Source organism: Methylocystis sp. Uni0008 (assembly GCF_056838045.1).
The window spans coordinates 1,866,548-1,888,587 of the sequence record NZ_CM166370.1 but is presented as its reverse complement, the minus strand read 5'-3'; the positions used below and the strand labels follow the sequence as shown (position 1 = coordinate 1,888,587).

The 22,040-nt window shown below is 60.9% G+C and carries 34 protein-coding genes; 25 read left to right on the top strand and 9 right to left on the bottom strand.

The features are described 5' to 3' along the window. Positions 1-56: 56 nt before the first annotated feature. The 8 genes from nifD to fdxB all read left to right on the top strand — a co-directional run bounded on the left by nifD (position 57) and on the right by fdxB (position 7,748). On the top strand, positions 57-1,559 hold the full coding sequence (gene nifD / locus AC0X69_RS09290; protein ID WP_482613166.1) for a nitrogenase molybdenum-iron protein alpha chain: 1,503 nt from the start codon (positions 57-59) through the stop codon (positions 1,557-1,559). Between the two features lie 65 nt (positions 1,560-1,624). Beyond that, complete coding sequence (gene nifK, locus AC0X69_RS09285) at positions 1,625-3,184, top strand: nitrogenase molybdenum-iron protein subunit beta (RefSeq protein ID WP_482613165.1); 1,560 nt, start codon at positions 1,625-1,627, stop codon at positions 3,182-3,184. 83 nt (positions 3,185-3,267) lie between these two features. Further along, positions 3,268-4,938 (top strand): nitrogenase iron-molybdenum cofactor biosynthesis protein NifE, encoded by a 1,671-nt coding sequence (nifE, locus tag AC0X69_RS09280; protein WP_482613164.1) that lies wholly within the window; start codon positions 3,268-3,270, stop codon positions 4,936-4,938. Between the two features lie 6 nt (positions 4,939-4,944). Beyond that, positions 4,945-6,321 (top strand): nitrogenase iron-molybdenum cofactor biosynthesis protein NifN, encoded by a 1,377-nt coding sequence (nifN, locus tag AC0X69_RS09275; protein WP_482613163.1) that lies wholly within the window; start codon positions 4,945-4,947, stop codon positions 6,319-6,321. Positions 6,322-6,339: 18 nt separating this feature from the next. Continuing rightward, the gene (gene nifX / locus AC0X69_RS09270) at positions 6,340-6,735 is read left to right on the top strand and encodes a nitrogen fixation protein NifX (protein WP_482613162.1); all 396 of its coding nucleotides are present in this window, start codon (positions 6,340-6,342) and stop codon (positions 6,733-6,735) included. Positions 6,736-6,745: 10 nt separating this feature from the next. Next, entirely contained in the window at positions 6,746-7,216 is a 471-nt protein-coding gene (locus AC0X69_RS09265) for a NifX-associated nitrogen fixation protein (RefSeq protein WP_482613161.1), read from the top strand. Between the two features lie 8 nt (positions 7,217-7,224). Beyond that, positions 7,225-7,425, top strand: coding sequence for a CCE_0567 family metalloprotein (locus AC0X69_RS09260; RefSeq protein ID WP_482613160.1), 201 nt, complete (start codon positions 7,225-7,227; stop codon positions 7,423-7,425). Between the two features lie 23 nt (positions 7,426-7,448). Beyond that, the gene (gene fdxB, locus AC0X69_RS09255; RefSeq protein ID WP_482613159.1) at positions 7,449-7,748 is read left to right on the top strand and encodes a ferredoxin III, nif-specific; all 300 of its coding nucleotides are present in this window, start codon (positions 7,449-7,451) and stop codon (positions 7,746-7,748) included. A 51-nt stretch (positions 7,749-7,799) separates the two neighbouring features. Here fdxB and AC0X69_RS09250 read toward each other — a convergent pair whose 3' ends face one another. From AC0X69_RS09250 to AC0X69_RS09235, 4 genes are read right to left on the bottom strand one after another with little or no spacing between them, the layout of a single operon-like run. Further along, positions 7,800-8,114, bottom strand: coding sequence for a hypothetical protein (locus AC0X69_RS09250; RefSeq protein ID WP_482613158.1), 315 nt, complete (start codon positions 8,112-8,114; stop codon positions 7,800-7,802). A 2-nt stretch (positions 8,115-8,116) separates the two neighbouring features. Beyond that, on the bottom strand, positions 8,117-8,371 hold the full coding sequence (locus tag AC0X69_RS09245; RefSeq protein ID WP_482613157.1) for a hypothetical protein: 255 nt from the start codon (positions 8,369-8,371) through the stop codon (positions 8,117-8,119). A gap of 14 nt (positions 8,372-8,385) precedes the next feature. Then, positions 8,386-9,243: a sulfurtransferase gene (locus tag AC0X69_RS09240; protein WP_482613156.1), complete on the bottom strand. Its 858-nt coding sequence runs from the start codon at positions 9,241-9,243 to the stop codon at positions 8,386-8,388. A gap of 50 nt (positions 9,244-9,293) precedes the next feature. Next, positions 9,294-9,749, bottom strand: coding sequence for a hypothetical protein (locus tag AC0X69_RS09235; RefSeq protein WP_482613155.1), 456 nt, complete (start codon positions 9,747-9,749; stop codon positions 9,294-9,296). 143 nt (positions 9,750-9,892) lie between these two features. Between AC0X69_RS09235 and AC0X69_RS09230 the strand changes: the two genes are divergently transcribed. Together AC0X69_RS09230 and AC0X69_RS09225 are read left to right on the top strand one after the other, a co-directional pair. Then, positions 9,893-11,500 (top strand): flavin monoamine oxidase family protein, encoded by a 1,608-nt coding sequence (locus AC0X69_RS09230; RefSeq protein WP_482613154.1) that lies wholly within the window; start codon positions 9,893-9,895, stop codon positions 11,498-11,500. Continuing rightward, complete coding sequence (locus AC0X69_RS09225) at positions 11,497-11,955, top strand: Rieske (2Fe-2S) protein (protein WP_482613153.1); 459 nt, start codon at positions 11,497-11,499, stop codon at positions 11,953-11,955. Before AC0X69_RS09230 ends, AC0X69_RS09225 begins: the two co-directional genes overlap by 4 nt. Positions 11,956-12,048: 93 nt before the next feature. Here the strand turns inward: AC0X69_RS09225 and AC0X69_RS09220 are convergent, their stop codons facing one another. Then, on the bottom strand, positions 12,049-12,639 hold the full coding sequence (locus AC0X69_RS09220; RefSeq protein ID WP_482613152.1) for a hypothetical protein: 591 nt from the start codon (positions 12,637-12,639) through the stop codon (positions 12,049-12,051). Positions 12,640-12,918: 279 nt separating this feature from the next. Here AC0X69_RS09220 and AC0X69_RS09215 point away from each other — a divergent pair, with 279 nt between their 5' ends. The 12 genes from AC0X69_RS09215 (at position 12,919) to AC0X69_RS09160 (ending at position 19,254) form a co-directional block, all read left to right on the top strand. Beyond that, on the top strand, positions 12,919-13,239 hold the full coding sequence (locus AC0X69_RS09215) for an iron-sulfur cluster assembly accessory protein (RefSeq protein WP_482613151.1): 321 nt from the start codon (positions 12,919-12,921) through the stop codon (positions 13,237-13,239). A 65-nt stretch (positions 13,240-13,304) separates the two neighbouring features. After that, a complete protein-coding gene (locus AC0X69_RS09210) occupies positions 13,305-13,604 on the top strand; it encodes a NifU family protein (RefSeq protein ID WP_482613150.1) in 300 nt (99 codons plus the stop codon). A gap of 12 nt (positions 13,605-13,616) precedes the next feature. Continuing rightward, entirely contained in the window at positions 13,617-14,804 is a 1,188-nt protein-coding gene (nifS, locus tag AC0X69_RS09205) for a cysteine desulfurase NifS (RefSeq protein WP_482613149.1), read from the top strand. 37 nt (positions 14,805-14,841) lie between these two features. Then, complete coding sequence (nifT, locus tag AC0X69_RS09200) at positions 14,842-15,060, top strand: putative nitrogen fixation protein NifT (RefSeq protein ID WP_482613148.1); 219 nt, start codon at positions 14,842-14,844, stop codon at positions 15,058-15,060. A gap of 5 nt (positions 15,061-15,065) precedes the next feature. Then, on the top strand, positions 15,066-15,929 hold the full coding sequence (locus AC0X69_RS09195; RefSeq protein ID WP_482613147.1) for an SIR2 family NAD-dependent protein deacylase: 864 nt from the start codon (positions 15,066-15,068) through the stop codon (positions 15,927-15,929). Between the two features lie 320 nt (positions 15,930-16,249). Continuing rightward, positions 16,250-16,552, top strand: a complete 303-nt coding sequence (locus AC0X69_RS09190) for a nitrogen fixation protein NifZ (RefSeq protein WP_482613146.1) — start codon at positions 16,250-16,252, stop codon at positions 16,550-16,552. A gap of 11 nt (positions 16,553-16,563) precedes the next feature. Continuing rightward, positions 16,564-16,803, top strand: coding sequence for a nitrogen fixation protein NifZ (locus tag AC0X69_RS09185; protein WP_482613145.1), 240 nt, complete (start codon positions 16,564-16,566; stop codon positions 16,801-16,803). 14 nt (positions 16,804-16,817) lie between these two features. After that, positions 16,818-17,174: a DUF3024 domain-containing protein gene (locus AC0X69_RS09180; protein WP_482613144.1), complete on the top strand. Its 357-nt coding sequence runs from the start codon at positions 16,818-16,820 to the stop codon at positions 17,172-17,174. 25 nt (positions 17,175-17,199) lie between these two features. Further along, on the top strand, positions 17,200-17,463 hold the full coding sequence (locus tag AC0X69_RS09175; protein WP_482613143.1) for a DUF6129 family protein: 264 nt from the start codon (positions 17,200-17,202) through the stop codon (positions 17,461-17,463). After that, a complete protein-coding gene (locus AC0X69_RS09170) occupies positions 17,460-18,668 on the top strand; it encodes a DegT/DnrJ/EryC1/StrS family aminotransferase (protein WP_482613142.1) in 1,209 nt (402 codons plus the stop codon). The genes AC0X69_RS09175 and AC0X69_RS09170 overlap by 4 nt, the downstream gene beginning before the upstream one ends. Before the next feature lie 30 nt (positions 18,669-18,698). Continuing rightward, positions 18,699-19,007 (top strand): 2Fe-2S iron-sulfur cluster-binding protein, encoded by a 309-nt coding sequence (locus tag AC0X69_RS09165; protein ID WP_482613141.1) that lies wholly within the window; start codon positions 18,699-18,701, stop codon positions 19,005-19,007. A 16-nt stretch (positions 19,008-19,023) separates the two neighbouring features. Continuing rightward, on the top strand, positions 19,024-19,254 hold the full coding sequence (locus AC0X69_RS09160; RefSeq protein WP_482613140.1) for a hypothetical protein: 231 nt from the start codon (positions 19,024-19,026) through the stop codon (positions 19,252-19,254). Positions 19,255-19,320: 66 nt separating this feature from the next. On the opposite strand, the gene AC0X69_RS09155 is transcribed toward AC0X69_RS09160, so the two are convergent. After that, the gene (locus AC0X69_RS09155) at positions 19,321-19,596 is read right to left on the bottom strand and encodes an aldehyde dehydrogenase (RefSeq protein ID WP_482613139.1); all 276 of its coding nucleotides are present in this window, start codon (positions 19,594-19,596) and stop codon (positions 19,321-19,323) included. A gap of 213 nt (positions 19,597-19,809) precedes the next feature. Between AC0X69_RS09155 and AC0X69_RS09150 the strand changes: the two genes are divergently transcribed. Beyond that, positions 19,810-20,250 (top strand): Rieske (2Fe-2S) protein, encoded by a 441-nt coding sequence (locus tag AC0X69_RS09150; protein ID WP_482613138.1) that lies wholly within the window; start codon positions 19,810-19,812, stop codon positions 20,248-20,250. Between the two features lie 35 nt (positions 20,251-20,285). After that, positions 20,286-20,453 carry a hypothetical protein gene (locus AC0X69_RS09145; RefSeq protein ID WP_482613137.1) on the top strand — a complete coding sequence of 56 codons (168 nt, stop codon included), beginning with the start codon at positions 20,286-20,288 and terminating at the stop codon, positions 20,451-20,453. Positions 20,454-20,480: 27 nt separating this feature from the next. Here AC0X69_RS09145 and AC0X69_RS09140 read toward each other — a convergent pair whose 3' ends face one another. Beyond that, on the bottom strand, positions 20,481-20,747 hold the full coding sequence (locus AC0X69_RS09140) for a hypothetical protein (RefSeq protein WP_482613136.1): 267 nt from the start codon (positions 20,745-20,747) through the stop codon (positions 20,481-20,483). A 22-nt stretch (positions 20,748-20,769) separates the two neighbouring features. Then, a complete protein-coding gene (locus tag AC0X69_RS09135; protein ID WP_482613135.1) occupies positions 20,770-21,012 on the bottom strand; it encodes a hypothetical protein in 243 nt (80 codons plus the stop codon). Between the two features lie 107 nt (positions 21,013-21,119). On the opposite strand from AC0X69_RS09135, the gene AC0X69_RS09130 reads away from it, so the two are divergent. Then, positions 21,120-21,647 (top strand): hypothetical protein, encoded by a 528-nt coding sequence (locus AC0X69_RS09130; protein ID WP_482613134.1) that lies wholly within the window; start codon positions 21,120-21,122, stop codon positions 21,645-21,647. Positions 21,648-21,711: 64 nt separating this feature from the next. Here AC0X69_RS09130 and AC0X69_RS09125 read toward each other — a convergent pair whose 3' ends face one another. Then, positions 21,712-22,035 (bottom strand): hypothetical protein, encoded by a 324-nt coding sequence (locus tag AC0X69_RS09125; protein WP_482613133.1) that lies wholly within the window; start codon positions 22,033-22,035, stop codon positions 21,712-21,714. Positions 22,036-22,040: the final 5 nt, after the last annotated feature.

The following is a 22,040-nucleotide window of genomic DNA, read 5'->3' as shown; positions in this document are numbered from 1 at the left end:
ACCTCCCTCAAAAAGGGAGGCCGCGCGGAAATCCAGAGACATAAAGGAGACATCAAATGAGTGTTTCGCCCACATTGAGCGTCGCGGAGATCAAGGAGCGCAATAAAGCGCTCATCGAGGAGGTTCTGAAGGTCTATCCGGAGAAGACCGCCAAGCGCCGCGCCAAGCACCTCAACGTGCATCAGGAAGGCAAGCCGGATTGCGGCGTGAAGTCAAACATCAAGTCGATCCCGGGCGTGATGACCATTCGCGGCTGCGCTTACGCCGGTTCGAAGGGCGTCGTCTGGGGTCCGATCAAGGACATGATCCACATCAGCCACGGCCCGGTCGGCTGCGGCCAATATTCCTGGGCGGCGCGCCGCAACTATTATATCGGAACGACCGGCATCGACACTTTCGTCACGATGCAGTTCACTTCCGATTTCCAGGAGAAGGACATCGTCTTCGGCGGCGACAAGAAGCTCGCGAAGATCATGGACGAGATCCAAGAGCTGTTCCCGCTCAACAACGGCATCACGGTTCAGTCGGAATGCCCGATCGGCCTCATCGGCGACGACATTGAAGCGGTCTCGAAGGTCAAATCGAAGGAATATGATGGCAAGACCATCGTTCCGGTGCGTTGCGAGGGCTTCCGCGGCGTCTCCCAGTCGCTCGGCCATCACATCGCCAACGACGCGATCCGCGACTGGGTGTTCGACAAGATGGACCCCAACGCTGCGCCGCGTTTCGAGCCTACGCCCTATGACGTCGCCATTATCGGCGACTACAACATCGGCGGCGACGCCTGGTCATCGCGCATCCTGCTCGAAGAGATGGGCCTGCGCGTGATCGCGCAATGGTCGGGCGACGGCAGCCTCGCCGAACTCGAAGCGACGCCGAAGGCGAAGCTGAACGTTCTGCACTGCTACCGTTCGATGAACTACATTTCGCGTCACATGGAAGAGAAGTATGGCATTCCGTGGTGCGAATACAACTTCTTCGGCCCGAGCAAGATCGCCGAGTCGCTGCGCAAGATCGCAAGCTATTTCGACGACAAGATCAAGGAAGGCGCCGAGCGGGTTATCGCGAAATATCAGCCGTTGATGGACGCGGTGATCGCGAAATATCGGCCGCGCCTGGAAGGCAAGACGGTCATGCTGTTCGTCGGCGGCCTCCGCCCGCGTCACGTGATCGGCGCCTACGAGGACCTCGGCATGGAGGTCGTCGGCACGGGCTACGAATTCGGCCACAACGACGACTATCAGCGCACCGCGCAGCACTACGTCAAGGACGGAACGCTGATCTACGACGACGTGACCGGCTACGAATTCGAGAAATTCGTCGAGAAGGTCCAGCCCGATCTCGTCGGTTCAGGCATCAAGGAAAAATACGTCTTCCAGAAGATGGGCGTGCCTTTCCGTCAGATGCACAGCTGGGACTATTCGGGCCCGTACCATGGTTATGACGGTTTCGCGATCTTCGCGCGGGACATGGACATGGCGATCAACTCGCCGGTCTGGAAGATGACGAAGGCGCCTTGGAAGACCGAGGAACAGCCGCTGCTCCAAGCCGCGGAATAAAACAGCGCCGGCGCGTCGCGAGAGCGCGCGCCGGGCCCCCCAATGCATGACGCGAGGGTTCGACCATGCCGCAGAGCGCAGAACACGTCCTAGACCATTTCGACCTCTTCAGAGGTCCCGAGTACCAGCAGATGCTGGCGAACAAGAAAAAGATGTTCGAAAACCCGCGCGATCCCGCAGAAGTGGAGCGCGTTCGGGAATGGGCTAAAACCCCCGAATATCGCGAGAAGAACTTTGCCCGTGAGGCGTTGACGGTCAATCCCGCCAAGGCCTGTCAGCCGCTCGGCGCGGTTTTCGCCGCGGTCGGCTTTGAGCAGACCATTCCCTTCGTGCATGGCTCGCAGGGTTGCGTCGCTTACTATCGCAGCCATCTGTCGAGGCACTTCAAGGAGCCCAGCTCCTGCGTGTCATCGTCGATGACGGAGGACGCGGCGGTGTTCGGCGGCCTCAACAATATGATCGACGGCCTAGCCAACACCTACAACATGTACAAGCCGAAGATGATCGCCGTCTCGACCACCTGCATGGCGGAAGTGATCGGCGACGATCTGAACGCGTTCATCAAGACCTCGAAGGAAAAGGGTTCGGTTCCGGCCGAATACGACGTTCCCTTCGCCCACACCCCAGCCTTCGTCGGCAGCCATGTCACCGGCTACGACAATGCGCTGAAGGGCATCATCGAGCATTTCTGGGACGGCAAGGCCGGCACTGTCGATAAGCTCGAGCGCAAGCCGAATGAGAAGGTCAATTTCATCGGCGGCTTCGACGGCTACACGGTCGGCAATATGCGCGAAATCAAGCGCATGTTCGGGCTGATGGGGATCGACTACACGATCCTTGCCGACAACAGCGAAGTCTTCGACACACCCACGGACGGCGAGTTCCGCATGTATGACGGCGGCACGACGCTCGAGGACGCAGCGAATGCGATCCACGCCAAGGCGACGATCTCGATGCAGGAATATTGCACCGAGAAGACGCTGCCGGTGATCGCTGCGCATGGTCAGGAAGTCGCAGCTTTCAATCACCCGATTGGCGTCTCCGCGACTGACAAGTTCCTCATGACCTTGTCGCGCATCACCGGCAAGCCGATCCCCGAGGAGCTGGCGCGCGAGCGGGGTCGTCTCGTTGACGCGGTCGCCGATTCGAGCGCGCATATTCACGGCAAGAAGTTCGCGATCTACGGCGATCCGGATCTCTGCCTCGGCCTCGCCGGCTTCCTGCTGGAGCTCGGCGCCGAACCGACGCACATCCTCGCGACCAACGGCGGCAAGGCGTGGGCGGAGAAGGTGCAGAAACTGCTCGACTCCTCGCCCTTCGGCCAGAATTGCCATGTCTATCCGGGCAAGGATCTCTGGCACATGCGCTCGCTGCTCTTCACCGAGCCGGTGGATTTCCTGATTGGCAACACCTATGGGAAATATCTCGAGCGCGACACCGGCACGCCGCTGATCCGTATCGGTTTCCCGATCTTCGATCGCCATCATCACCACCGCTATCCGGTGTGGGGCTACCAGGGCGGCCTGAACGTTCTGGTGTGGATCCTCGATCGCATCTTCGAATCGATCGACGCCACCACCAATGTGCCGGCGAAGAGCGACTATAGCTTCGACATCATTCGATAAGGCGTTCCCGCTCCCGCCGCCATGGCGGGAGCGGTCTACATCTTGCTTTGCAATGACAAGTCGCAGCGCGAAGGAGAAGATGCATGAGTTCGCTTTCGGCCACGATCCAGGACGTTTTCAACGAGCCGGGCTGCGGCAAGAACGCGAACAAGTCGGAGGCCGAGCGCAAGAAAGGTTGCACCAAGCAACTGCAACCCGGCGGCGCGGCGGGCGGTTGCGCCTTCGACGGCGCCAAGATCGCCCTTCAACCGCTCACCGATGTCGCCCATCTCGTCCACGGCCCCATCGCCTGCGAGGGCAACAGCTGGGACAATCGCGGCGCGAAGTCGTCGGGCTCCAATCTGTGGCGCACCGGCTTCACCACCGACATCAACGAGACGGACGTGGTCTTCGGCGGCGAGAAGCGTCTGTTTAAATCCATCCGCGAGATCATCGAGAAATACGATCCGCCCGCGGTCTTCGTTTATCAGACCTGCGTGCCCGCGATGATCGGCGACGATATCGACGCGGTGTGTAAAGCGGCGCGCGAGAAATTCGGCAAACCCGTCATCCCGATCAATTCGCCGGGCTTCGTGGGGCCGAAGAATCTCGGCAACAAGCTTGCCGGCGAGGCGCTGCTCGAACATGTGATCGGCACGGAGGAGCCTGAATATACGACGCCCTATGACCTCAATATCATCGGGGAATACAATCTTTCGGGGGAACTATGGCAGGTGAAGCCGCTGCTCGACGAACTCGGCATTCGCATCATGGCCTGCATCTCCGGCGACGGCAAATACAAGGAGGTCGCCTCGTCGCATCGCGCCAAGGCCGCGATGATGGTCTGTTCCAAGGCGATGATCAATGTCGCGCGCAAGATGGAAGAGCGCTACGGCATACCCTTCTTCGAAGGCTCATTTTACGGCATCGAGGACAGCAGCGACTCGCTTCGCGAGATCGCGCGAATGCTGATCGAGCGCGGTGCGCCTGCTGAATTGATGGATCGAACCGAGGCGCTGCTTGCGCGGGAGGAGGCGAAGGCCTGGGCGGCGATCGCCAAATACAAGCCGCGCTTTGAAGGGAAAAAGGTGCTGTTGATCACCGGCGGCGTCAAATCCTGGTCGGTCGTCGCCGCCTTGCAAGAGGCTGGTCTCGAACTTGTCGGCACGTCGGTCAAGAAGTCGACCAAGGAAGACAAGGAGCGCATCAAGGAGCTGATGGGCCAGGACGCCCATATGATCGAGGATATGACGCCGCGCGAAATGTACAAGATGCTCAAGGATGCGCGCGCCGACATCATGCTCTCGGGCGGCCGCTCGCAATTCATCGCGCTGAAAGCGTCGATGCCTTGGCTCGACATCAACCAGGAGCGGCATCACGCCTATATGGGCTATGTCGGCATGGTGAAGCTCGTCGAAGAGATCGACAAGGCGCTTTACAATCCCGTTTGGGCGCAGGTGCGCAGGCCGGCCCCCTGGGAGAAGTCCGGCGACAATTGGCAAAGCCGCGCGATGGCGCAGGCGGAAGCGGAGGCGGCGGCGCTCGCCGCCGATCCCGTGAAGGCCGAAGAGGTTCGCCGCGCGAAAAAGATCTGCAACTGCATGAGCGTCGAACTCGGCGTGATCGAGGATGCGATCATCGGCAACAGCCTTTCGACGGTCGAGGGCGTGCGCGAAGCGACGAACGCCTCGGGCGGTTGCGGCGCCTGCGCCATGCGCATCGAGGAAATCCTCGCGCAAATGGTCCCGGCCTCTCACGCAATCGCGGCGGAGTAGGGCGAGATGGCGACCGTCACAGTCAGCAAGAAGGCCTGCTCGGTCAATCCGCTCAAGATGAGCCAGCCGATCGGCGGCGCATTGGCGTTCATGGGCTTGCGGGGCGCCATGCCGCTCCTGCACGGATCGCAGGGCTGCACGTCTTTCGGCCTGGTGCTGTTCACGCGGCACTTCAAGGAAGCCATTCCGATGCAGACGACCGCGATGAGCGAAGTCGCGACCGTGCTCGGCGGCTACGAAAACGTCGAGCAGGCGGTGCTCAACATCTATAATCGCACGAAGCCGGAGATCATCGGCATTTGCTCGACCGGCGTCACCGAGACCAAGGGCGACGACGTCGACGGCTACATCAAGCTGATCCGCGAGAAGCACGCTGCGGTCGCGCATCTGCCGATCGTCTACGTCTCGACGCCAGACTTCAAGGACGCCTTCCAGGACGGCTGGGAAAAGACCGTGACGCGCATCGTCGAAACGATGGTCGACACGCCAAAGAGCGCCGCACGCCGCGATCCGACCAAGATCAACGTGCTGCCAGGCTGCCATTTGACGCCCGGCGATCTCGACGAATTGCGCACGATCATCGAGGATTTCGGCCTGGAGCCGACTTTTCTGCCGGATCTCGCCGGTTCGCTCGACGGCCACATACCGGACGATTTCACCCCGACGACGATCGGCGGCGTCGGGGTCGAAGAGATCTCGGCAATGGGTCAGGCCGGGTGGACGATCGCCATCGGCGCTCAGATGCGGCGCGCCGCCGAAGCCATGCAACAGAAGACCGGCGTTCCATTCCGGCTATTCGAGCGACTCTGCGGGCTCGAGGCCAATGATGCGCTGATGGCCTTTCTGACCGAGATTAGCGGCCGGCCGGCGCCGATGAAATATCGTCGGCAACGCGGCCAGCTCGTCGACGCGATGCTTGACGGTCATTTCCACATCGGCGGCCGCAAGCTCGCGGTCGGGGCCGAGCCGGATCTGCTCAACGAGATCGGCGGTCTGCTGACCGAAGTGGGCGCGCAGCTTCTCGTCGCGGTGACGACCACGCAGTCGACGGTGCTCGAACGACTGCCGACCGAGGAAGTGCTGATCGGCGATCTCGAAGACCTCGAAACTCTGGCGAAGGCCAAAGACTGTGATCTGATCGTCACCCATTCGCACGGCAGGCAGGCGGCCGCTCGCTTGAAGATTCCGTTCTTTCGCATGGGCATTCCGATGTTCGACCGCCTCGGCGGCGGACATCAGTTGATGGTGGGCTATCGCGGCGCGCGCGATCTGATCTTTGACGTCAGCAATCTCTTGATGGCCGATCACGAAGAGAACCATGAACCGACGCCCGACAGCTGGCGCGATGGCGTCGGCGCGTCGCACGCCGCAACCTCGCACTAGGGCGAAATCGGAGGCGCTATGAAAGTCGCATTCGCAACCCAGGACCTGAAACGCGTCGACGCGCATTTCGGCTGGGCCAAGAACATCGCAATCTATGAGATCGGCCCGGAAGGCCATGAATTCCTCGAGGCCATACAATTCGACGGCGATCTCAAGGAAGATGGCAATGAGGACAAGCTCGCGCCGAAGATCGACGCGATCAAGGATTGCGCCATTCTCTACGTCGCTGCGATCGGCGGCTCCGGCGCGGCGCGCGTCGTCGCCAACAACATCCATCCTATGAAGGTCAATCAGCCGGAGGCCATCTCCGATCTCCTCGACAAGCTCCAGGAAGTGCTGAGAGGCGTGCCGCCGCCATGGCTGCGCAAAGCGCTGACCAAGGGAAAAGAGCGCGTGCTCGATTTCGAAGAGTGAGGAACGCCCAATGTCTGAACCTAGCGACGTGCTCGAAAAAACTTCGGTAGCCGAGCTTCCTTTCATCAAGGAGCTCATCAAGATCTGGCGCGCCCAGGACACGCATGGGACTTGGGAGACGAAGTCCGATCTCGATCTCCTGGCTCCCTACGTCCTCGACAAGGAGGCGCGCCGCGCGCTGCCGATCATCGGCGATCCAGACCCGGAGACGATCTGGCGCATGGAGCTCTTCTTCAATGCGGTCGCGCTCTCCATCGAACGCGCCACCGGCGTCATGATCGCGCCCATGCTGAAGATGAGTCATGAAGGCTTCGGCCGCATGGTGCTGATCGGCGGACGCCTGATCGTCGTGAACAAACAGCTGCGCGACGTGCACCGCTTCGGATTCGACAGTTTCGAGAAGCTCGCGGCGGAAGGCGACAAATATGTCAAGTCCGGCGTCGAGATGATCGAGAAATTCCCAGACGTCGCGAAATACTGAGGTGGGCGATGAGCGAGATCGACGAGTTGAAGGCGGAAATCAAGAAGCTCTCGGCAAAGGCCATGCAGGCGAAAATGGACCTGCATGATCTTTCCGAAGAGCTGCCGATCAATTGGCCCACCATCCCGGAGGTTGCACAAAAGGCGCACGACGCTTTTGCCGAACTGGAGACGAAGCGCGCGAAGCTTAAGTCCCTGGAGACGGTCTAACTCGAGAAAGTAAGCTCACGGCCATGTCACAAGCGACGCGCGATGGGCGCGACTGGTGTCCGGAATATCTTGTCGCGATCGATCCGGCAAAATGTATCGGCTGCGGACGCTGCTACAAGGTATGCGGTCGCGACGTGATGACCCTGAAAGGGATTAACGAGGACGGCGATCTTGTTGCGCTCGACGACGACGAGGATGATGAGGTCGAAAAGAAGATCATGGTGATGAACGACATCGGCGCCTGCATCGGCTGCGGCGCCTGTGCGCGCGTTTGTCCGACCAATTGCCAGACTCATGCGGCGGAAGACGTCGCGCTGGTCTGATCAAGAATGCGGGCCTCCTTAGCGAGGCTCGCACGTAAAACGTCAAGCAGATTACTCGATGCCTTGCTCGCGCGCCTTCCACATGGCGGCGATGCGGAATCGCTCGGCGATCGCGATCGGATCGGCCAGCATCATCGCCTCGGCTTCCTTGAGCGCCTTTTTGACGATCTCCGTCTCTTCCGCATTCAGCGCGACGCGGCCGGCCACATGAGTGGCGTCCGGCATGATCGACCAGATTTTTCGCTTCGCGGGGTGCATCTTCACCTCGGTGAGGTCGACCGCTTCGAGGACGCCGTCAAGATAGAGCGCAAAGCCTTTCACTTCGAGCTTTCGTCCGTCCTCGGTGATCTTCACGAGAGTCGTCATCGTCACTCTTCCTGTTGTGCGAGCCAGCCGTAGCCGCCCTGATCCCAAAGTTGGGCGAGCAGCTTGTCGGCATTCCAATCGGGAAATTGGATCTTCAACGCGTCGTAGTCCTGAATAAAGCGCGCGTCGTCGTCGTCGCGCAGTTCGGCGATCATGCGATCGGTTTTGTTGTGGAGCGTGAAGCGCGTGCGGTCCGGCGCGGCGGAGAGCGCATATTCTTCTCCCGTTTCGAGCTGATGGTCATCGAGACCGCCCACGCGCTGCACTCCTGTTAGGCCGCCGCGGCCGCCGTCTGTTCGGTGCGCTCCCATTCCGCCCATGAGCCGTCGTAGACCGCGACATCGGCGCGTCCGAGGAGATAAAGGGCCAACGCATCCATGCAGGACGTCATGCCCGAAGCGCAGGTGGTCACGATCGGCTTGCCAAGATCGACGCCAGCCGCTTCGAACCGCGTGCGCAACGCCTTTGCGTCGAGCAGCACGCCCGTCTGCGGATCGACCAGATCGGCCCAAGGGACGTTCACGGCGCCCGGGATATGTCCGAGTTTCTTGAAAGGAAAAACGTCGGCTTGCGAGCCGTCGAATTTCCCTGGCCCCCGCGCGTCGACGATCTGCTCGCCACCGCTCGCGACAGCGCTCTTCATTTCATCGAAATTACGGATGAGCTCCGGCCTGAACCTCGGCGTGAATGTCTTAGGTTGCGGACGCACCGGCGACATTTCGGTTGGATGCTTGGCGGCGACCCATTGGTTAAACCCGCCATCGAGCATTGCGACATTGTCGTAGCCGAAGACGCGGAACATCCACCACACGCGCGCGGCCGCCGAACCGCCGAAAAGCCGGTCGTAGACGATCACGCGATCGCCGTCTCCAACGCCGAGCAGTCCGACTTTCTTGGCGAAGTCTGTTTCATTGGGCAACATGTGCGGGAGATCGGAATTCGGATCGGCGACATGGTCGATGTCGAAGTGCACCGAGCCCGGCAAATGCCGACCGCGATATTGATTGCGGCCGTCGAGATTGGTGCTGGGATGATGCCATGTGCAGTCCAGAACGCGAATATCGCCGTCGCTCAGATGCTCGGCAAGCCAAGCCGCGCTGACGAGCGGGCCGGTCAGGGTTTCAGCCATGATTCAGACCTCTTGTCTGCAAGTTCACAATAGCCACGCCTCGCCAAGCGTCACCGCGCGACGGGAAGCGGATAGCCGGAGCGAGGACGCGTGCCGTAGTAGTCGGGACGTTCCGGCCAATCGCCCTGCTTGATGGTGAACTTGACCACCTTCACGGGCGCGCCGGGCGAGCAGGAGACTTCGGCGAATTTGATTTCACGATCGCCGCTGCCTGCGGAGAAGTCCGCGACCACCGTGCCGTCGGCCTTGCGCGCGCGCGCGAAACCCGGCGTGCCGGTCGTGGCTGCCGGCACTGAATCGGCGACGAACAGGGGCGTATCAACGCCATCGGTCGCGGGACCAAACGCCGGCGAGCCGAAAGTGAAGACCGCGAGCACGCCGCTGCGATCGACCGCTATGTCCGCCGTTGCGGGGCGCGCGACGGAATAGACGGTCAACGTGCCGCCGCTCAGCAATTCCTTCAACTCGTCCGGCGAGCAGTTGGCGAATTCGGTGGCCAGATTCATATTCGACTCCTTAGCTGTAGAACTCCAGCCGGAAGGTTCAATTTTCGTGCCATAGCGCACGACGGTTCAGGCGTTCGCGCTCGCCGCGAATGTTGCACGTTAATTGCTATTCACTGCATCGAATGAGAGCGGACGGCGCAAACATGTTGGATGTGGCGATCATCGGCGGCGGTCTATGCGGCGTGGCGCTGGCGCGAAAGCTTCACCTGCGCCGCCGCGACTTAGCGCTCTTCGAGGCGCGAGATCGGCTCGGCGGGCGTATTCTCACCGTTGCGCGCGGCGATGGCGGCGGCTTTGACCTCGGGCCCACCTGGTTTTGGCCGAAGACGCAGCCGCTGATCGTGCAACTCGTCAACGAACTGGCGCTGCGGGATTTCGCGCAGCATGACGAAGGCGCCGTGCTGCATTTGCGGGAGGCCGAAAAGAGCGCCGAACGCATCGAAGACAAACGCCTGTATGACGGCGCGCGTCGCCTGCATGGCGGAATGGCGACGCTGGTGGAGGCGCTCGCCGCCGCGTTGCCAGCGGGCGCCGTGCATCTTGGTCACGAGCTGGCGAGCCTGCGCGACTGCGGCGACCATGTGATGCTCGAATTCAAGACCGGCGAAGAACCCATGGAGATCGCCACGCGCCGCGTCGTTCTGACGCTGCCGCCGCGCTTGCTGCGCGAGACCGTTAGCTTTTCGCCCTCTTTGGATGATGCAACGGACCAAGCCATGCTTGGCGCCGAGACCTGGATGGGAGCGCAGGCGAAGGTGGTGCTGGAGTATCGCGACGCCTTTTGGCGCGAACAGGGTCTCTCCGGCTCCGCTTTCGTCACGCATGAACAAGCCGTGATCGGCGAAATCTTCGACGCCTGCGACACGGCGGCGGGTCTTCACGCGCTCGGCGGCTTTCTCGCCCTCGACGCCGACACGCGCGAGTCCTTCGGCGTGGGTCTGCCGATTTTGCTGGAGAGTCAGATCTGCAATGTGTTCAGCCGCAATGTTGAACCGCTGAAAATTCATTATCAGGATTGGGCCAGGGAGCGGCTGACGTGTAGCGCCGCCGATCGCGCGCAGCAGGGCGGCGACGGCTCGCACGACGTGGCGAATCCGCTGTTGCGCCAGGCGCTGTGGGATAAGAAGCTTTTTCTCGGGGGCTCGGAAACTGCCGCGCGCAACGCCGGCTATCTGGAAGGCGCTCTCGACGCCGCCAAACGCATCGAGCGCGCCTTGGCGGCGCTCGAGGCGAAAAAGGCGATTTCCGGCGACGCTCTCTTCGACGATATGCCGGTGAACGAGGCCAGTCTGGCGCGTTTCGCCGCTTGGGTGGACTCCCGCGCAGATGAGGTCTTCGACGACTATCGCCGGCGGCTGAACCGCGCGCTGGCGTCGCAAGAGCGCGACAATCTCACGCAGGTGGCTGTGCTCGGAGCGGTGGAGGACGTGTTCCAGCAGGCGCTGCGCCTGTTGACGACGCTTCCCTTCCAAATGGACGATGTCCCGGTCGAACGCGGCCGCACGGCGCTGACGCCGCGCATCCAAAAGCCTTTCGGCGACTTGCTGCAGTCGATCATGGACGACGTGGTCGCCTTCAATCAGACGTCCTGCGCCCTTTCCAACTTCCCCGCCGAACATAAATTGTCGCGGGACTACACTCGGGTCATCATGCAGGACATCGCCGCGGCTTGGCGGGAATTCTCGCTTGCGGCGAATGGATTGTTGCTGGCGAAGCGGGACGAAGCGCAGAGGCGGGAGACGTCGCGATGAGCGAGCAGGGAACGATGGCGGGGCAGGAAGACGCGGCGCCGGAAGTCGTCGTCTACGCTATTTGCGCGATGAGCGACATTCCGAGCCAGAAGGCGAGAGGCTTCAATCTCGTGCGGCTCGACGACAACGGCGAAGAGAAGCCGTTCCCCATCGTCGTCGTGCGTTGGGGCAAGCAAGTGTTCGGCTATGTGAACAAATGCCCGCACGACGGCGTCAATCTCGATTGGGAGCGCAATACGTTCCTCGAACCCAATTACGGACTGCGCTTGATGTGCGGCAAGCATGGGGCGCTGTTCGAGTTCGGCACCGGCATGTGCATTGAAGGCCCGTGCAAGGGGCGCGGACTCACCCCGGTGGATCTCGTGGTCGTCGACAACGACATCTGCGTGGTCGGCGTCAAACTCGCCGAGGACGGCGACGAAGACCTCGAAGAAGGGGAGTGCGCAGGCGAATGAGGCGGATCTGATCCGCTTGCGCGCTCCTGAGCAATGAACAGGAGCGCAGAGCCGGCGTCATTCAGACAGGCCGACTCCGCGATACGGCGAAGGTCAGACCGGCCGGTTCTCGTTGCGGTTCTTGACGGGCTCCATGCGCTCGACGCCCTGCTGATAGGCGATGACCTCGTATGCGTCGTTGAAGTTCAGCGCGCTGTCGAGAAGAACGTCGAGTTTGCCGCCGGTGTCGAGCTTCTTGATGTCGTTCTTGTCGACCATGGCGAGATCCATCATCTCCTTCCACACAGTCGATTCATCGCAGGGCAGCACATTATAAGTGATTTCGCCGAGCTTGACGCGGAACTTCGTGAGCAAGTCGATGTTGTTGCAGAACATGAAGTAAGCGCCAGTCGGCGAGAGGAGATCGCCGATGACTTCATGGGCGGTTTCCAGATAGGCGAAATTATGCAGATAGCCGGCGAGGATCGGAATTGTCGCTTCGCCTTCGTTCGCGAAGGTGAGCACCTGCTCAACGCAAAAATCCGGCGGCCGCTTCTCGTCGGCGACCTGCGATTGGAATTTTAGGGCGATATCGCCGCGAAATCCGAAACGCCCCGGCTTCCCGGTCGGCCCCTTCAGCACTGCGTTGAGCAGGCGGCCCTCCCGATCCAACCGAGCGAGGGCAGTCTTCTCAATTTGAGTCATCGACAGTTCTCCGCTTTGCAATTCGTACGCAGCATCCGCTCGGGGATATTTCGTCACGCCTTGCGTCCGTAACCTCGTGCGTCATGCAAGAAGTTCGCCGGAGTTTGGCGGCGTCGACTCAAGGATCAGGGCGACGGAAGCGACACGGCGTGGCGACCAATGTCTGAAACACGACAAAACGGCCGGCTTTTCCGAATTTCCCACGCCGTTTAGCGCGCAATGTTGCGGCACATGAATTGCTTCGAACAGTTCAGCCGCGTTCGTTACTGGAAGAGCGACATGATCAACCTTACCGACAGCGCCATCAACGCAGTGCAGACCGCCATTGCCAGCGCCGTCGATCCTGTCGACGGGCTGAGGATCATGGTGGAGGCGGGCGGTTGCGCCGGCTATCAATACAAAATGGGTCTCGTGCGCGAAGCCAGTCCCGACGACACGGTCATCGAGCGCAGCGGGGTCAAGGTGTTCATCGACAACACCAGCCATGAACTGCTGACCGGCACGACCATCGACTATGTCGTCGCGGTGCAGGGCTCCGGTTTCACCTTCGACAATCCGAACGCGCAGTCGAGCTGCTCCTGCGGCAAGTCTTTCGGATAGTTGGGCCCCCACCTTAAGGTTTATGAGAGCGCGTCCGCGGGACGGCGCGGCGGAAGGACCAGACGATGTTGCAGAATGATCAAACTAACGAACAGGCTGGCCAGAGCGGAACGGCTTCATCGCCCGAGCGCGAGCAGGTCATTCGCGCGGTCATTGACGAGATTCGTCCCAATCTGCGCCGCGACGGCGGCGATTGTGAACTCATCGAGATCTGCGGCAACAAGATCATGGTGCGACTGACAGGCGCCTGCGTGCTCTGCAAGCTGAGCAGCGCGACGCTTGAAGGCATTCAGGCCAAGCTGATCGAAGAACTCGGGGAATTCGTGCGGCTGGTGCCTGTGCCGGGCGCGGCGGCGCGTCTTTGAGCGAGAGTGTCGATGCGGCGCGTCTATCTCGACAATAACGCGACGACGCGCACCGACCCCGAAGTCGTGGCGAAGATGCTGCCGTTTTTCAGCCAGGAATTCGGCAATGCGTCTTCATCTCACAGATTCGGCGTCGAGGTCTCAGGAGCGGTGCGAGAGGCGCGGCGCAGCGTCCAGAAGCTGCTCGGCGCGGCGCATGACCACGAGATCGTATTCACTTCAGGCGGTACGGAATCCGACAATGCGGCGATCATGGCCGGGCTCGTGGCGCAAGAGGGACGCGACGAGATCGTGACCACCGCCGTCGAGCACCCGGCAATCCTGTCTCTCATCGAACATTTGCAGAAGACGCGTGGCCTTACCGCGCATCTCATTGGAGTCGACGCGCGCGGGCGCATCGATCTCGACGCCCTTCGCGCCGCGCTGGGCCCGAAAACCGCCATCGTTTCGGCGATGTGGGCGAACAACGAAACTGGCACGCTGTTTCCCATCGACGAGCTGTCGCGTCTCGCACACGAGGCGGGAGCTCTGTTTCACACCGACGCCGTGCAGGCGGTCGGCAAAATTCCGATGGATCTGAAAGCCACCCAGATCGATTTTCTCTCGCTTTCCGCGCACAAGCTGCATGGTCCCAAGGGAATCGGCGCGCTCTACGTGCGTAAGGGAACGAAGTTCAACGCTTTCATCCGCGGCGGCCACCAGGAACGGACGCGCCGGGGCGGGACGGAGAACACGCCCGGGATCGTCGGACTGGGGGCGGCGGCCGAATTGGCGGGACTGCGTCTGCAGGAAGACGCCGCCCATATCGCAGCATTGCGTGACCGGCTCGAACGCGGCGTGACGCAGCGGATCAGCGGGTGTCGCATCTCTGGCGACGTCGACAATCGTCTCGTCAACACATCCAACATCGCCTTTTGCGATGTCGAAGGCGAGGCGGTGCTGACCCATCTGGATCGCGCCGGGATCGCCGCCTCGACCGGCTCCGCCTGCACAGCGGGATCGACTGAGCCTTCGCATGTGTTGCGCGCGATGCGCGTGCCGGAAGAGGCGTTGCATGGCGCCATACGCTTCTCCTTCTCGCGGGAGAATACGGTTGAGGAGGTTGACGACGTGCTGGAGACGCTGCCGGGCATCGTCGCCAAGCTAAGGGACATTGCGCGGGCGTCGCGCCACACCGAAGCGCAGCTTCTCGCGAACTAGCGCAAGGCGCGATAAGCGCGCCAAAGGAGTCGAAGTAATGAAGATCATGATCCGCCGTTCTCCAGAGACCGGCTTGTCGATCTACGTCCCAAAGAAGGACTTGGAAGAGCCGATCGTCGAAAGCGAGCACGAAAGCCTGTGGGGCGGCTGGATCAAGATCGCCAACGGCTGGGTTCTCGATCTGCCCGAGATGGCGGCCGGCACGTCGCTTCCGATAACGGTCAACGCGCGCAAGCGCGGCGATGATGCGGAGTGATCGCGATGAATGCGCCATTTGATGGCTACGCCCTGCTCGAAGGCGACGCAGCCGAAGCGGCGCTCGGCAAAATCGCCGAGGAGCTGAAGACGGGAACTATCATTCCCTATATCGGCCCCGGGTTGACGCAGCTCTCGCCAACCGAGGTTCCGATGACGCCCGAGGCGCTCGCCGCGTTTTTCGGGACCAAGGTGGCTCTGCCAAGGCGCGCCAAGGGAAACGCCTGGGCAAGCGCCCAGCACATCGAGAGCATGAAGCATCGCTCGACCGTCTCGGCTCTGATGTCCCAGGCCTTCGCCGACAGCATCGCGCCGACCCCGCTGCATGTCTATCTTGCGTCGCTGCAGCTGCCGATGATCGTCGACACCTGGTACGACGCGACGATGCGTTCGGCGTTCGAAGGCCGTGACGACTGGGGCGAAATCCAGGGCATCACCCGCGCCGGCATCGGCGAGGACCGCTGGTACCGGTTCTACGAAGCCGACGGCGCGGAAGCCAGCAAGGAAAAAGCCGAGACCTGGAAGACGATCCTCTACAAGCCGCATGGGGGCATCGCGCCGGCCAAGAACTTTCTGATTTCGGACGCGGACTATGTCGAGGTATTGACGGAAATCGACATTCAGACGCCCTTGCCTGACGCTGTGAAAGATCGCCGGTCCGAGCGCAGTTTCCTGTTCATCGGCTGTCGCTTTCACGATCAGCTGCTCCGCACTTACGCGCGGCAGATCATGAAGCGCTCGGCGACGATGCATCATGCCATCGTCGATCCGGCCGCGCTGACGAAAAACGAGCTGAAGTTCCTCACCATTCAGGGAATCATACCGCTCGCGATGCCAATTGATCGCGCCTGCGAAATCCTGATCGGCTGAACGAAGCGCTAACGAACCATGTGGGCCGCAGCCCAGGAGGGCGCCAAAGCGCGCAAAACACTCGTGCGCGCTTTGCAAGAGATATGAACGAGCTTGCGGTCAACCTTTGAGCCAAAAGCGCACTGAGACGATTTTTGGGCGATGTCGAATTTCTGACATCCAGTCGCCCACGCGGGCGTATGTTTGCCGGCCCAGAACGCCCCTTCGATCAATCTATTGACGCCGCCGCGTGGCACGCATGTTGCCTCCAATTCGGAACGATTCTCGGCGGCACGAGCGGCGCATCGCCAACGAAGGTCGCTTTTTGGAAGAAGACAGCGATGAGCAACATCGTCCGCGACAGCGAAGTTTGTGAACTGACTGCGCCGCCAGTCTTTTCCTACGGCGAGAAAGTGAAGGCGAAACGTACGATCCGCAACGACGGGACTTACGCAGGCAAGGAGATCGGCGAGATTCTCGCCAAGAAAGGCGAAGAGGGCTACGTCGTCAGCATCGGCACCTTTCTCCAGCAATTCTATATCTATGGCGTCGAGTTCATCGACAGCGGCAATCGAGTCGGCATGAAGCGCAAGGAGCTCGATCCCGCTCATCCGCGCGAAGATGTCGATCTCCCGCTGCCTTGAGGAGTCTGACCGTGTTCGAACCACGCATGCCGAAATATCAATGGGGTCAGCGAGTGAAGACGCTCGTCGATCTCATCAACGACGGGAGCTATCCCGACGCGCAACCGGAAGCGCTGCTCGTCGCCAACGGCGGCCTGGGCGAAATCGTGCAAGTCGGATCGCATACGGACTCGAATACGCCGATCTATCTCGTGGAATTCAGCGACGGCCGCGTCATCGGCTGTCTGGAGGAAGAGATCGCACCCTTGTAGGAGCGATGGCGAGCATGCGACGGACAGTCACTGAGACGCATAGCGTCGCATCGGCCCAGCCGAACGAATTCGACCACAGACGGATCGCGCGTGCGCTCGAGCAACGGCGGCGCTACCGCTATGTCACGCCGCTCGTGCTCAAGACCGCGAACGGCTACCGCATTCAGAGCCCCTGTTGTTCGCGAAACGTTGATGCGGACGGCGGCGTCATCGATATCGCCTTGCTCCTCTTCGACGACCGCAAAGGCAACTGGCGCCTTCTTCGCAAGGACCATGCAATCGGCGTGTGGGAGCTGGACAGCGAATTTGCCCGCCTGGCGGAGTTGCTCGACCATCTCAAAGAAGACGCCGAGCGGCGCTTCTGGCAGTGAGTTCGATCTCTCAAGAGGATAGATCATGGCGATCAGCGACGTGGAATTGACGGAGATCGAAAGACTGCTTGGCGACGAGCGAACGCCCGAGCTGTCCGAGTTGCGCGCCGCATTTTCCCATCTCTCATGGACGCGTTGCGACGTGTCGGACGTGATCGAAACGCCCTTCCGCAGTTACACGAACTGCGACCTGCATCTGCTCGACGGGGCCGATCATTGCGTGACGGTTACTGACAATCCGGCGCGCGCCACGGGCGTCATCGTCGCTTATCGAGGGAGTCTGCGATGAACGCGAGCGTCGAGGTGGACGACGAATTCGAAGCAGAGCCGCCGTCCATTGAAGCCTCGGGCGGCGATGTCATTCCGCTCTCCGATCCCGATATCACGATCGGCGATATCGCTGCAGTGGAGGAGGTGCTGCGCTCCAGCCGTTTGTCGAGCGGGCCGGTGATGGAGGCCTTTGAAGCGGCCTTCGCTGCTTACCTCGGACGCAAATACGCCGTGGCGGCGCCAAGCGGCACGATGGGGCTGCTCCTCGCGCTCGCCGCCTACGAGATTGGTCCGGGCGACGAAGTGATCGCTTCTCCGCACTCTTTCCGCGAGACAGTGCACGCAATCGCGCTTGCCGGCGCCAAGCCGGTCTTCGCCGACATCGACTATTGGTCCGGTGTCATTGCGAGCAGTAAGATCGAGGCGTTGATCACTGATAAAACGCGCGCGATCGTCGGGAGCAACACCAATGGTCATCCCGCGCAGTGGGCGGAGCTGCGCGAAATCGCCAACAGGCGCCGCCTGATCCTGCTGGAGGACTCCACCGAAGCGATCGGCTCGAAATACAAGGGCGCGCTTGTCGGCGCTTTCGGAGACGCTGCGGTATTCGATTTCTCGCAGCCTGGGCCGCTGGTCTGCGGCGAAGGCGGCATGGTGGTCACCGACGACATCGACGTCGCCGTGGCCATGCGGCGGTTCCGCGCGCATAGACCGAGCGAGAGAGCATCGGTCGTGGTGGGCTCCAGCGCGCCATATCAGGCGCCGATGAGCGACATCAGCGCTGCGCTGGGCTTGGCGCAGCTGCGAAGGCTGGACGAGATTCTCGAGAAGCGCAAGCTGATCGAGCACTACTACTTCAAGCACATCAAATCGTTTGAAGGCATCAAGGATCCGTTCATCGCGCCGGAAGTCGACGAGGTGCACTGGTTCCTTTACGTCGTTCATCTCGGCACGCGCTTCAGCAAATCCAGCCGCGACTCGATCGTTGAGGATCTGCTCGTCGAAAAAGTCGAAGCCGCCGCTTACAGCAATCCCTTGCATACGCAACGGCGCTATTTCGCCTATGGATATCGTCGCGGCAGTTTTCTCGTCGCGGAAAAGGTTGCGGACCGCGCCGTCGCGATGCCCTTCCACGTCCATCTGCAAGAGCGCCAGATCGCATTCATCGTGCAGACGATGAAGGAAGCGTCGATCAATGTCGGCGCCGGCGCCGCCATTTACTAACCGTCCAGATCCCAAAAAAGGAGTGTTGAAATGCCGACCGTAACGATCATGCCCTCAGGAAAAACGGTGGACGCCGCGGAGGGCGCGACCTTGCTGCAGATCATCATGTCGAGCGGCGAGGAAATCAATCACAAATGCGATGGCAAGGCGGAGTGCGGCTCTTGCCATATCTTCGTGCATGAGGGCCGCAAGGGCATTTCGAAGGTGGCGCGGGAGGAGAATGAAAAGCTCGACTCCATCGTCGGCGTCGGTTCGAAGTCCCGGTTGGCCTGCCAGGCGAAAATTCTCGGCACGGAAAACATCAAAGTCGAACTGCTCGGCTTCTCGTCGGGCTTCTAAATTAGAGGAGGGAGAAATGTCTTCCGACATCGTAATGCTTCATGTCCGCTTTGCGCCCAACGGCGGCGTCGTGGAAATCAGCGAACGCCCCGCGCCGAATTCGGCGCAGGAATGGTTCGACTGGGTCAGTCTGAACGCGCCCGACGCCTATCAGGCGCTTTCGGGCGGACGCGGCGTGTTCCGCATTCCTCGCGATAAGCTCGAGGAGCTTCGCGCCGGCATCGCCGCGAAGAGCGCGGCCGCCTGAACCCGCCAGGCCGCGCTCGAATTGATCCCTTCCGCAGAGGACTCCTTGCGGAAGGGAAGCTTGGTTTCACGTCAGGAAAACTTCAGCGAATCGGGCGCGTTTCGCGTCAGTATCAAGACCATTCGCGATCGGCCATTTGTTTTCATAAAAGAGCGTATTGACCGCGCGGGTGACTTCCTTGCCGCGCAAATACCAGCGCGCCACGCCATCCGGGAATATCACCGCCGGACCGTCTTCGCGATGCACGACGCCCTCTTCGACGCTGACCCGCGTCCCCGTGTAAAGATAGCAGCCGGCGAGGCGCGAAAGATCGTCCTGATTGCGTTCGTCAACCTGCAACATGACCACTTTGCGCCTCCGCCATACGTTCTCTCATGGGCGCTATCAAGCAATAATCACGCTCGGCGGAGCCACGCGGCAAGAATAATGCTTGTTGCCACGACAATCGCTGCTCGAGCAAGATTGTCCTCTTGCAGACACTATCGGGCGCAGAGAATCGGCTCTTAGCGCGTTGTGCACGCGAGAGAACGAACAGAAGTCGACGGAGATCTAGGCATGCAGGGCGACGTGAATCTCTACGTCATTTGCGCGCTCGACAGTCTTGCGCCCGGCCAAGCGACGCCCTTCAGCCTTTCGCGGGTTACCGAAGAAGGAGAAACGCGCCCCTTTTCGATTTTCGTCGTCAGGACCGAAAGGGATCATTGCTTAGGCTATGTCAACGTCTGCCCGCACCAAGGCTCCTGGCTGAACATCGGCGACGGCAAGTTCTTCAGTGAGGACGGTCAGAGGCTGCGTTGCGGCAGGCATAAGGCCGAATTCGACGTGGAGACAGGTTTGTGCGTCAAGGGGCCGTGCGTGGACAAAATGATGGAGCCCGTTGCGCTCGTCGTCATGGACGGCGACGTGTGCCTGTGCGGGATCAAACTCGCCGAGGAAGAGATTTACGACGACGATGATCTCGACGAGACCATGGAAATCATGATCCACCCCGGCTGAATTTTGGGCTGTAAGGCAAGCTTGGAAGGCGCGCGATGACCGTGGCTGAATTGATCGTGAAATTGGCGGAGTTGCCGCAGGAGGCGGTTGTATTGATGGACAGCGACGGTGGACTTTCGCGTGTGAGCGGGCTGGATTTCATCGAGGCGCAAGGACCGGGCGCACCCGCGGAAGTGATCCTCGCGCCCAGCCTTGACGAATGAACCCTTGAATGTCGGCGGCGCTGTTTTTCAGTCCCTGCTCGCGGGGATCTCTCCGTGCAGCGGTATTCCAAAAAAGGCTTCGTCGTCGCCGCCCCACGCCTTATGCAGCGCGAAAGCCTCACGCCAGCGTGTTTGCTCCGCTTCCGTCGCGGCGCGATGGGTGACTTTCCCGGCGGGCTTCTCGGCGAGAAGAAACGCTTTGCCATTGCGCAGGAATCGATTGAGATCCTTTGTGTCGACAGGACGCACAACACAGCGCGGACTTTCGTCGATCAGAATAGTCGTCGGCAGCATGAGCGCAGCTCCCGTTGGCTAATCAAAAACCTTCCGCCTTGCTCCCCCAGGGATGCGAACCGGAGACCAGCGACGCCTTGATGCCCGCCTTTTCGATGTCGGCGAGAGACTTGTAGTAGGTCCCTTCATGCATGAGCGCGCCGGTCTTGGTCATGATCGCCACATAGCGCGCGACTGTATCGGCCTCGCATGAATAGCCGCCGCCCGGATCGCTGACGCTGCGCGCATTGCCGTCCCAGTCGATGAAATAGCCCTCGACAGCCATGTTCCCTCTCGCTTTCGCGTTGAAACGTCACGCAGCAGGGGAGCAAGTTTCTTGCCATGGTCTTCGATTTTGCAGCAGGGAATAAGACTTGCTTCCCAGGAAGGCGTATGCGCGCAAAAGCATCCGACGCGCGCAAGTCGAAGGAGAAGCAGATGGCTGAACTCGCGCTTAGAAAGGCGTCGCTCGACGATATGGGAGCTCTTTGGGCCTTAATGAAACAGACGGCCGCAGACATTCCCTGTCCGATCGAAACCGAGAGCGAGCAGGAGCGGGCGCTGACGGAGATCATGAAGTGCTGCACGGCGGAATTCTCGCCGATCGTTCTCGATGCGAAGTATAACGTCGTTGGGGCTTTGTTGGCGCGTCGCGATGAACTCGACTGGGGTCTGCGCAACGCTGAAACGATCAGCGTCTCGCTGGCGGCGTTGTCCGCCAGCGGTCGCGAGGAGGGCGCATTCAAAGTGCTAATCGAAGCGATATTGAAACGCAACGCGCCGGTTTATGTGGAAGTGAAAGCCGGCGAGGCGCAGGGGCTTGCGGCGGAGCTCAAAGGCTGCGGCTTTTCGCTGACCAAATCGGAAGACGGCGCAGAGTTCTACAAATGGGTGCCGGCGGCGGAAGCCAAAGCCGCGTGAATGATCCCTCGCGTCACGGAGCGCGCATTGCGCAAAGAGGCGCTTTCACCCCTCTCGCCGCGCGCTAGGCGTCCTCGTCCGACGCTCCAAATTCCGCATAGGCTTTCTCCAGCAAGGCGACACAGCGCTTGAGACGCTGATAGTCCGCCTTCGCGACCAGGATGTTCTCCACATCGGCCGCCGCGCCCGGCAGCGGAGCTTTGGCGGCCTGGATCGCCTCGAACATTGCCGCTTGCAGGCGGAAGATGCGCTCGCTCGCCCGCTCGAGATAGGGCAGCGGATTGGCGCGGATATTCGCCTCATGCAGGGCGTCGAGCGTCAACAATTTGCCAAAGCGCCGTTCTGTCGCGCGTTTCGTCAAGCCGAAATCATGTTCGATGACGCTCATGATCA

Coding starts and splice junctions, on each gene's coding strand:
- AC0X69_RS09170 (WP_482613142.1), top strand. CDS start 17,460: ATGAACGCGAGCGTCGAGGTGGACGACGAATTCGAAGCAGAGCCGCCG.
- AC0X69_RS09230 (WP_482613154.1), top strand. CDS start 9,893: ATGTTGGATGTGGCGATCATCGGCGGCGGTCTATGCGGCGTGGCGCTG.
- AC0X69_RS09220 (WP_482613152.1), bottom strand. CDS start 12,639: ATGACTCAAATTGAGAAGACTGCCCTCGCTCGGTTGGATCGGGAGGGC.
- AC0X69_RS09215 (WP_482613151.1), top strand. CDS start 12,919: ATGATCAACCTTACCGACAGCGCCATCAACGCAGTGCAGACCGCCATT.
- nifX (WP_482613162.1), top strand. CDS start 6,340: ATGAAAGTCGCATTCGCAACCCAGGACCTGAAACGCGTCGACGCGCAT.
- AC0X69_RS09165 (WP_482613141.1), top strand. CDS start 18,699: ATGCCGACCGTAACGATCATGCCCTCAGGAAAAACGGTGGACGCCGCG.
- AC0X69_RS09140 (WP_482613136.1), bottom strand. CDS start 20,747: ATGCTGCCGACGACTATTCTGATCGACGAAAGTCCGCGCTGTGTTGTG.
- nifK (WP_482613165.1), top strand. CDS start 1,625: ATGCCGCAGAGCGCAGAACACGTCCTAGACCATTTCGACCTCTTCAGA.
- AC0X69_RS09250 (WP_482613158.1), bottom strand. CDS start 8,114: ATGACGACTCTCGTGAAGATCACCGAGGACGGACGAAAGCTCGAAGTG.
- AC0X69_RS09190 (WP_482613146.1), top strand. CDS start 16,250: ATGAGCAACATCGTCCGCGACAGCGAAGTTTGTGAACTGACTGCGCCG.
- AC0X69_RS09155 (WP_482613139.1), bottom strand. CDS start 19,596: ATGTTGCAGGTTGACGAACGCAATCAGGACGATCTTTCGCGCCTCGCC.
- AC0X69_RS09135 (WP_482613135.1), bottom strand. CDS start 21,012: ATGGCTGTCGAGGGCTATTTCATCGACTGGGACGGCAATGCGCGCAGC.
- AC0X69_RS09125 (WP_482613133.1), bottom strand. CDS start 22,035: ATGAGCGTCATCGAACATGATTTCGGCTTGACGAAACGCGCGACAGAA.
- nifE (WP_482613164.1), top strand. CDS start 3,268: ATGAGTTCGCTTTCGGCCACGATCCAGGACGTTTTCAACGAGCCGGGC.
- fdxB (WP_482613159.1), top strand. CDS start 7,449: ATGTCACAAGCGACGCGCGATGGGCGCGACTGGTGTCCGGAATATCTT.
- AC0X69_RS09195 (WP_482613147.1), top strand. CDS start 15,066: ATGAATGCGCCATTTGATGGCTACGCCCTGCTCGAAGGCGACGCAGCC.
- AC0X69_RS09210 (WP_482613150.1), top strand. CDS start 13,305: ATGTTGCAGAATGATCAAACTAACGAACAGGCTGGCCAGAGCGGAACG.
- AC0X69_RS09130 (WP_482613134.1), top strand. CDS start 21,120: ATGCGCGCAAAAGCATCCGACGCGCGCAAGTCGAAGGAGAAGCAGATG.
- nifN (WP_482613163.1), top strand. CDS start 4,945: ATGGCGACCGTCACAGTCAGCAAGAAGGCCTGCTCGGTCAATCCGCTC.
- AC0X69_RS09235 (WP_482613155.1), bottom strand. CDS start 9,749: ATGAATCTGGCCACCGAATTCGCCAACTGCTCGCCGGACGAGTTGAAG.
- nifT (WP_482613148.1), top strand. CDS start 14,842: ATGAAGATCATGATCCGCCGTTCTCCAGAGACCGGCTTGTCGATCTAC.
- AC0X69_RS09145 (WP_482613137.1), top strand. CDS start 20,286: ATGACCGTGGCTGAATTGATCGTGAAATTGGCGGAGTTGCCGCAGGAG.
- AC0X69_RS09180 (WP_482613144.1), top strand. CDS start 16,818: ATGCGACGGACAGTCACTGAGACGCATAGCGTCGCATCGGCCCAGCCG.
- AC0X69_RS09150 (WP_482613138.1), top strand. CDS start 19,810: ATGCAGGGCGACGTGAATCTCTACGTCATTTGCGCGCTCGACAGTCTT.
- nifD (WP_482613166.1), top strand. CDS start 57: ATGAGTGTTTCGCCCACATTGAGCGTCGCGGAGATCAAGGAGCGCAAT.
- AC0X69_RS09225 (WP_482613153.1), top strand. CDS start 11,497: ATGAGCGAGCAGGGAACGATGGCGGGGCAGGAAGACGCGGCGCCGGAA.
- AC0X69_RS09260 (WP_482613160.1), top strand. CDS start 7,225: ATGAGCGAGATCGACGAGTTGAAGGCGGAAATCAAGAAGCTCTCGGCA.
- AC0X69_RS09175 (WP_482613143.1), top strand. CDS start 17,200: ATGGCGATCAGCGACGTGGAATTGACGGAGATCGAAAGACTGCTTGGC.
- nifS (WP_482613149.1), top strand. CDS start 13,617: ATGCGGCGCGTCTATCTCGACAATAACGCGACGACGCGCACCGACCCC.
- AC0X69_RS09240 (WP_482613156.1), bottom strand. CDS start 9,243: ATGGCTGAAACCCTGACCGGCCCGCTCGTCAGCGCGGCTTGGCTTGCC.
- AC0X69_RS09160 (WP_482613140.1), top strand. CDS start 19,024: ATGTCTTCCGACATCGTAATGCTTCATGTCCGCTTTGCGCCCAACGGC.
- AC0X69_RS09265 (WP_482613161.1), top strand. CDS start 6,746: ATGTCTGAACCTAGCGACGTGCTCGAAAAAACTTCGGTAGCCGAGCTT.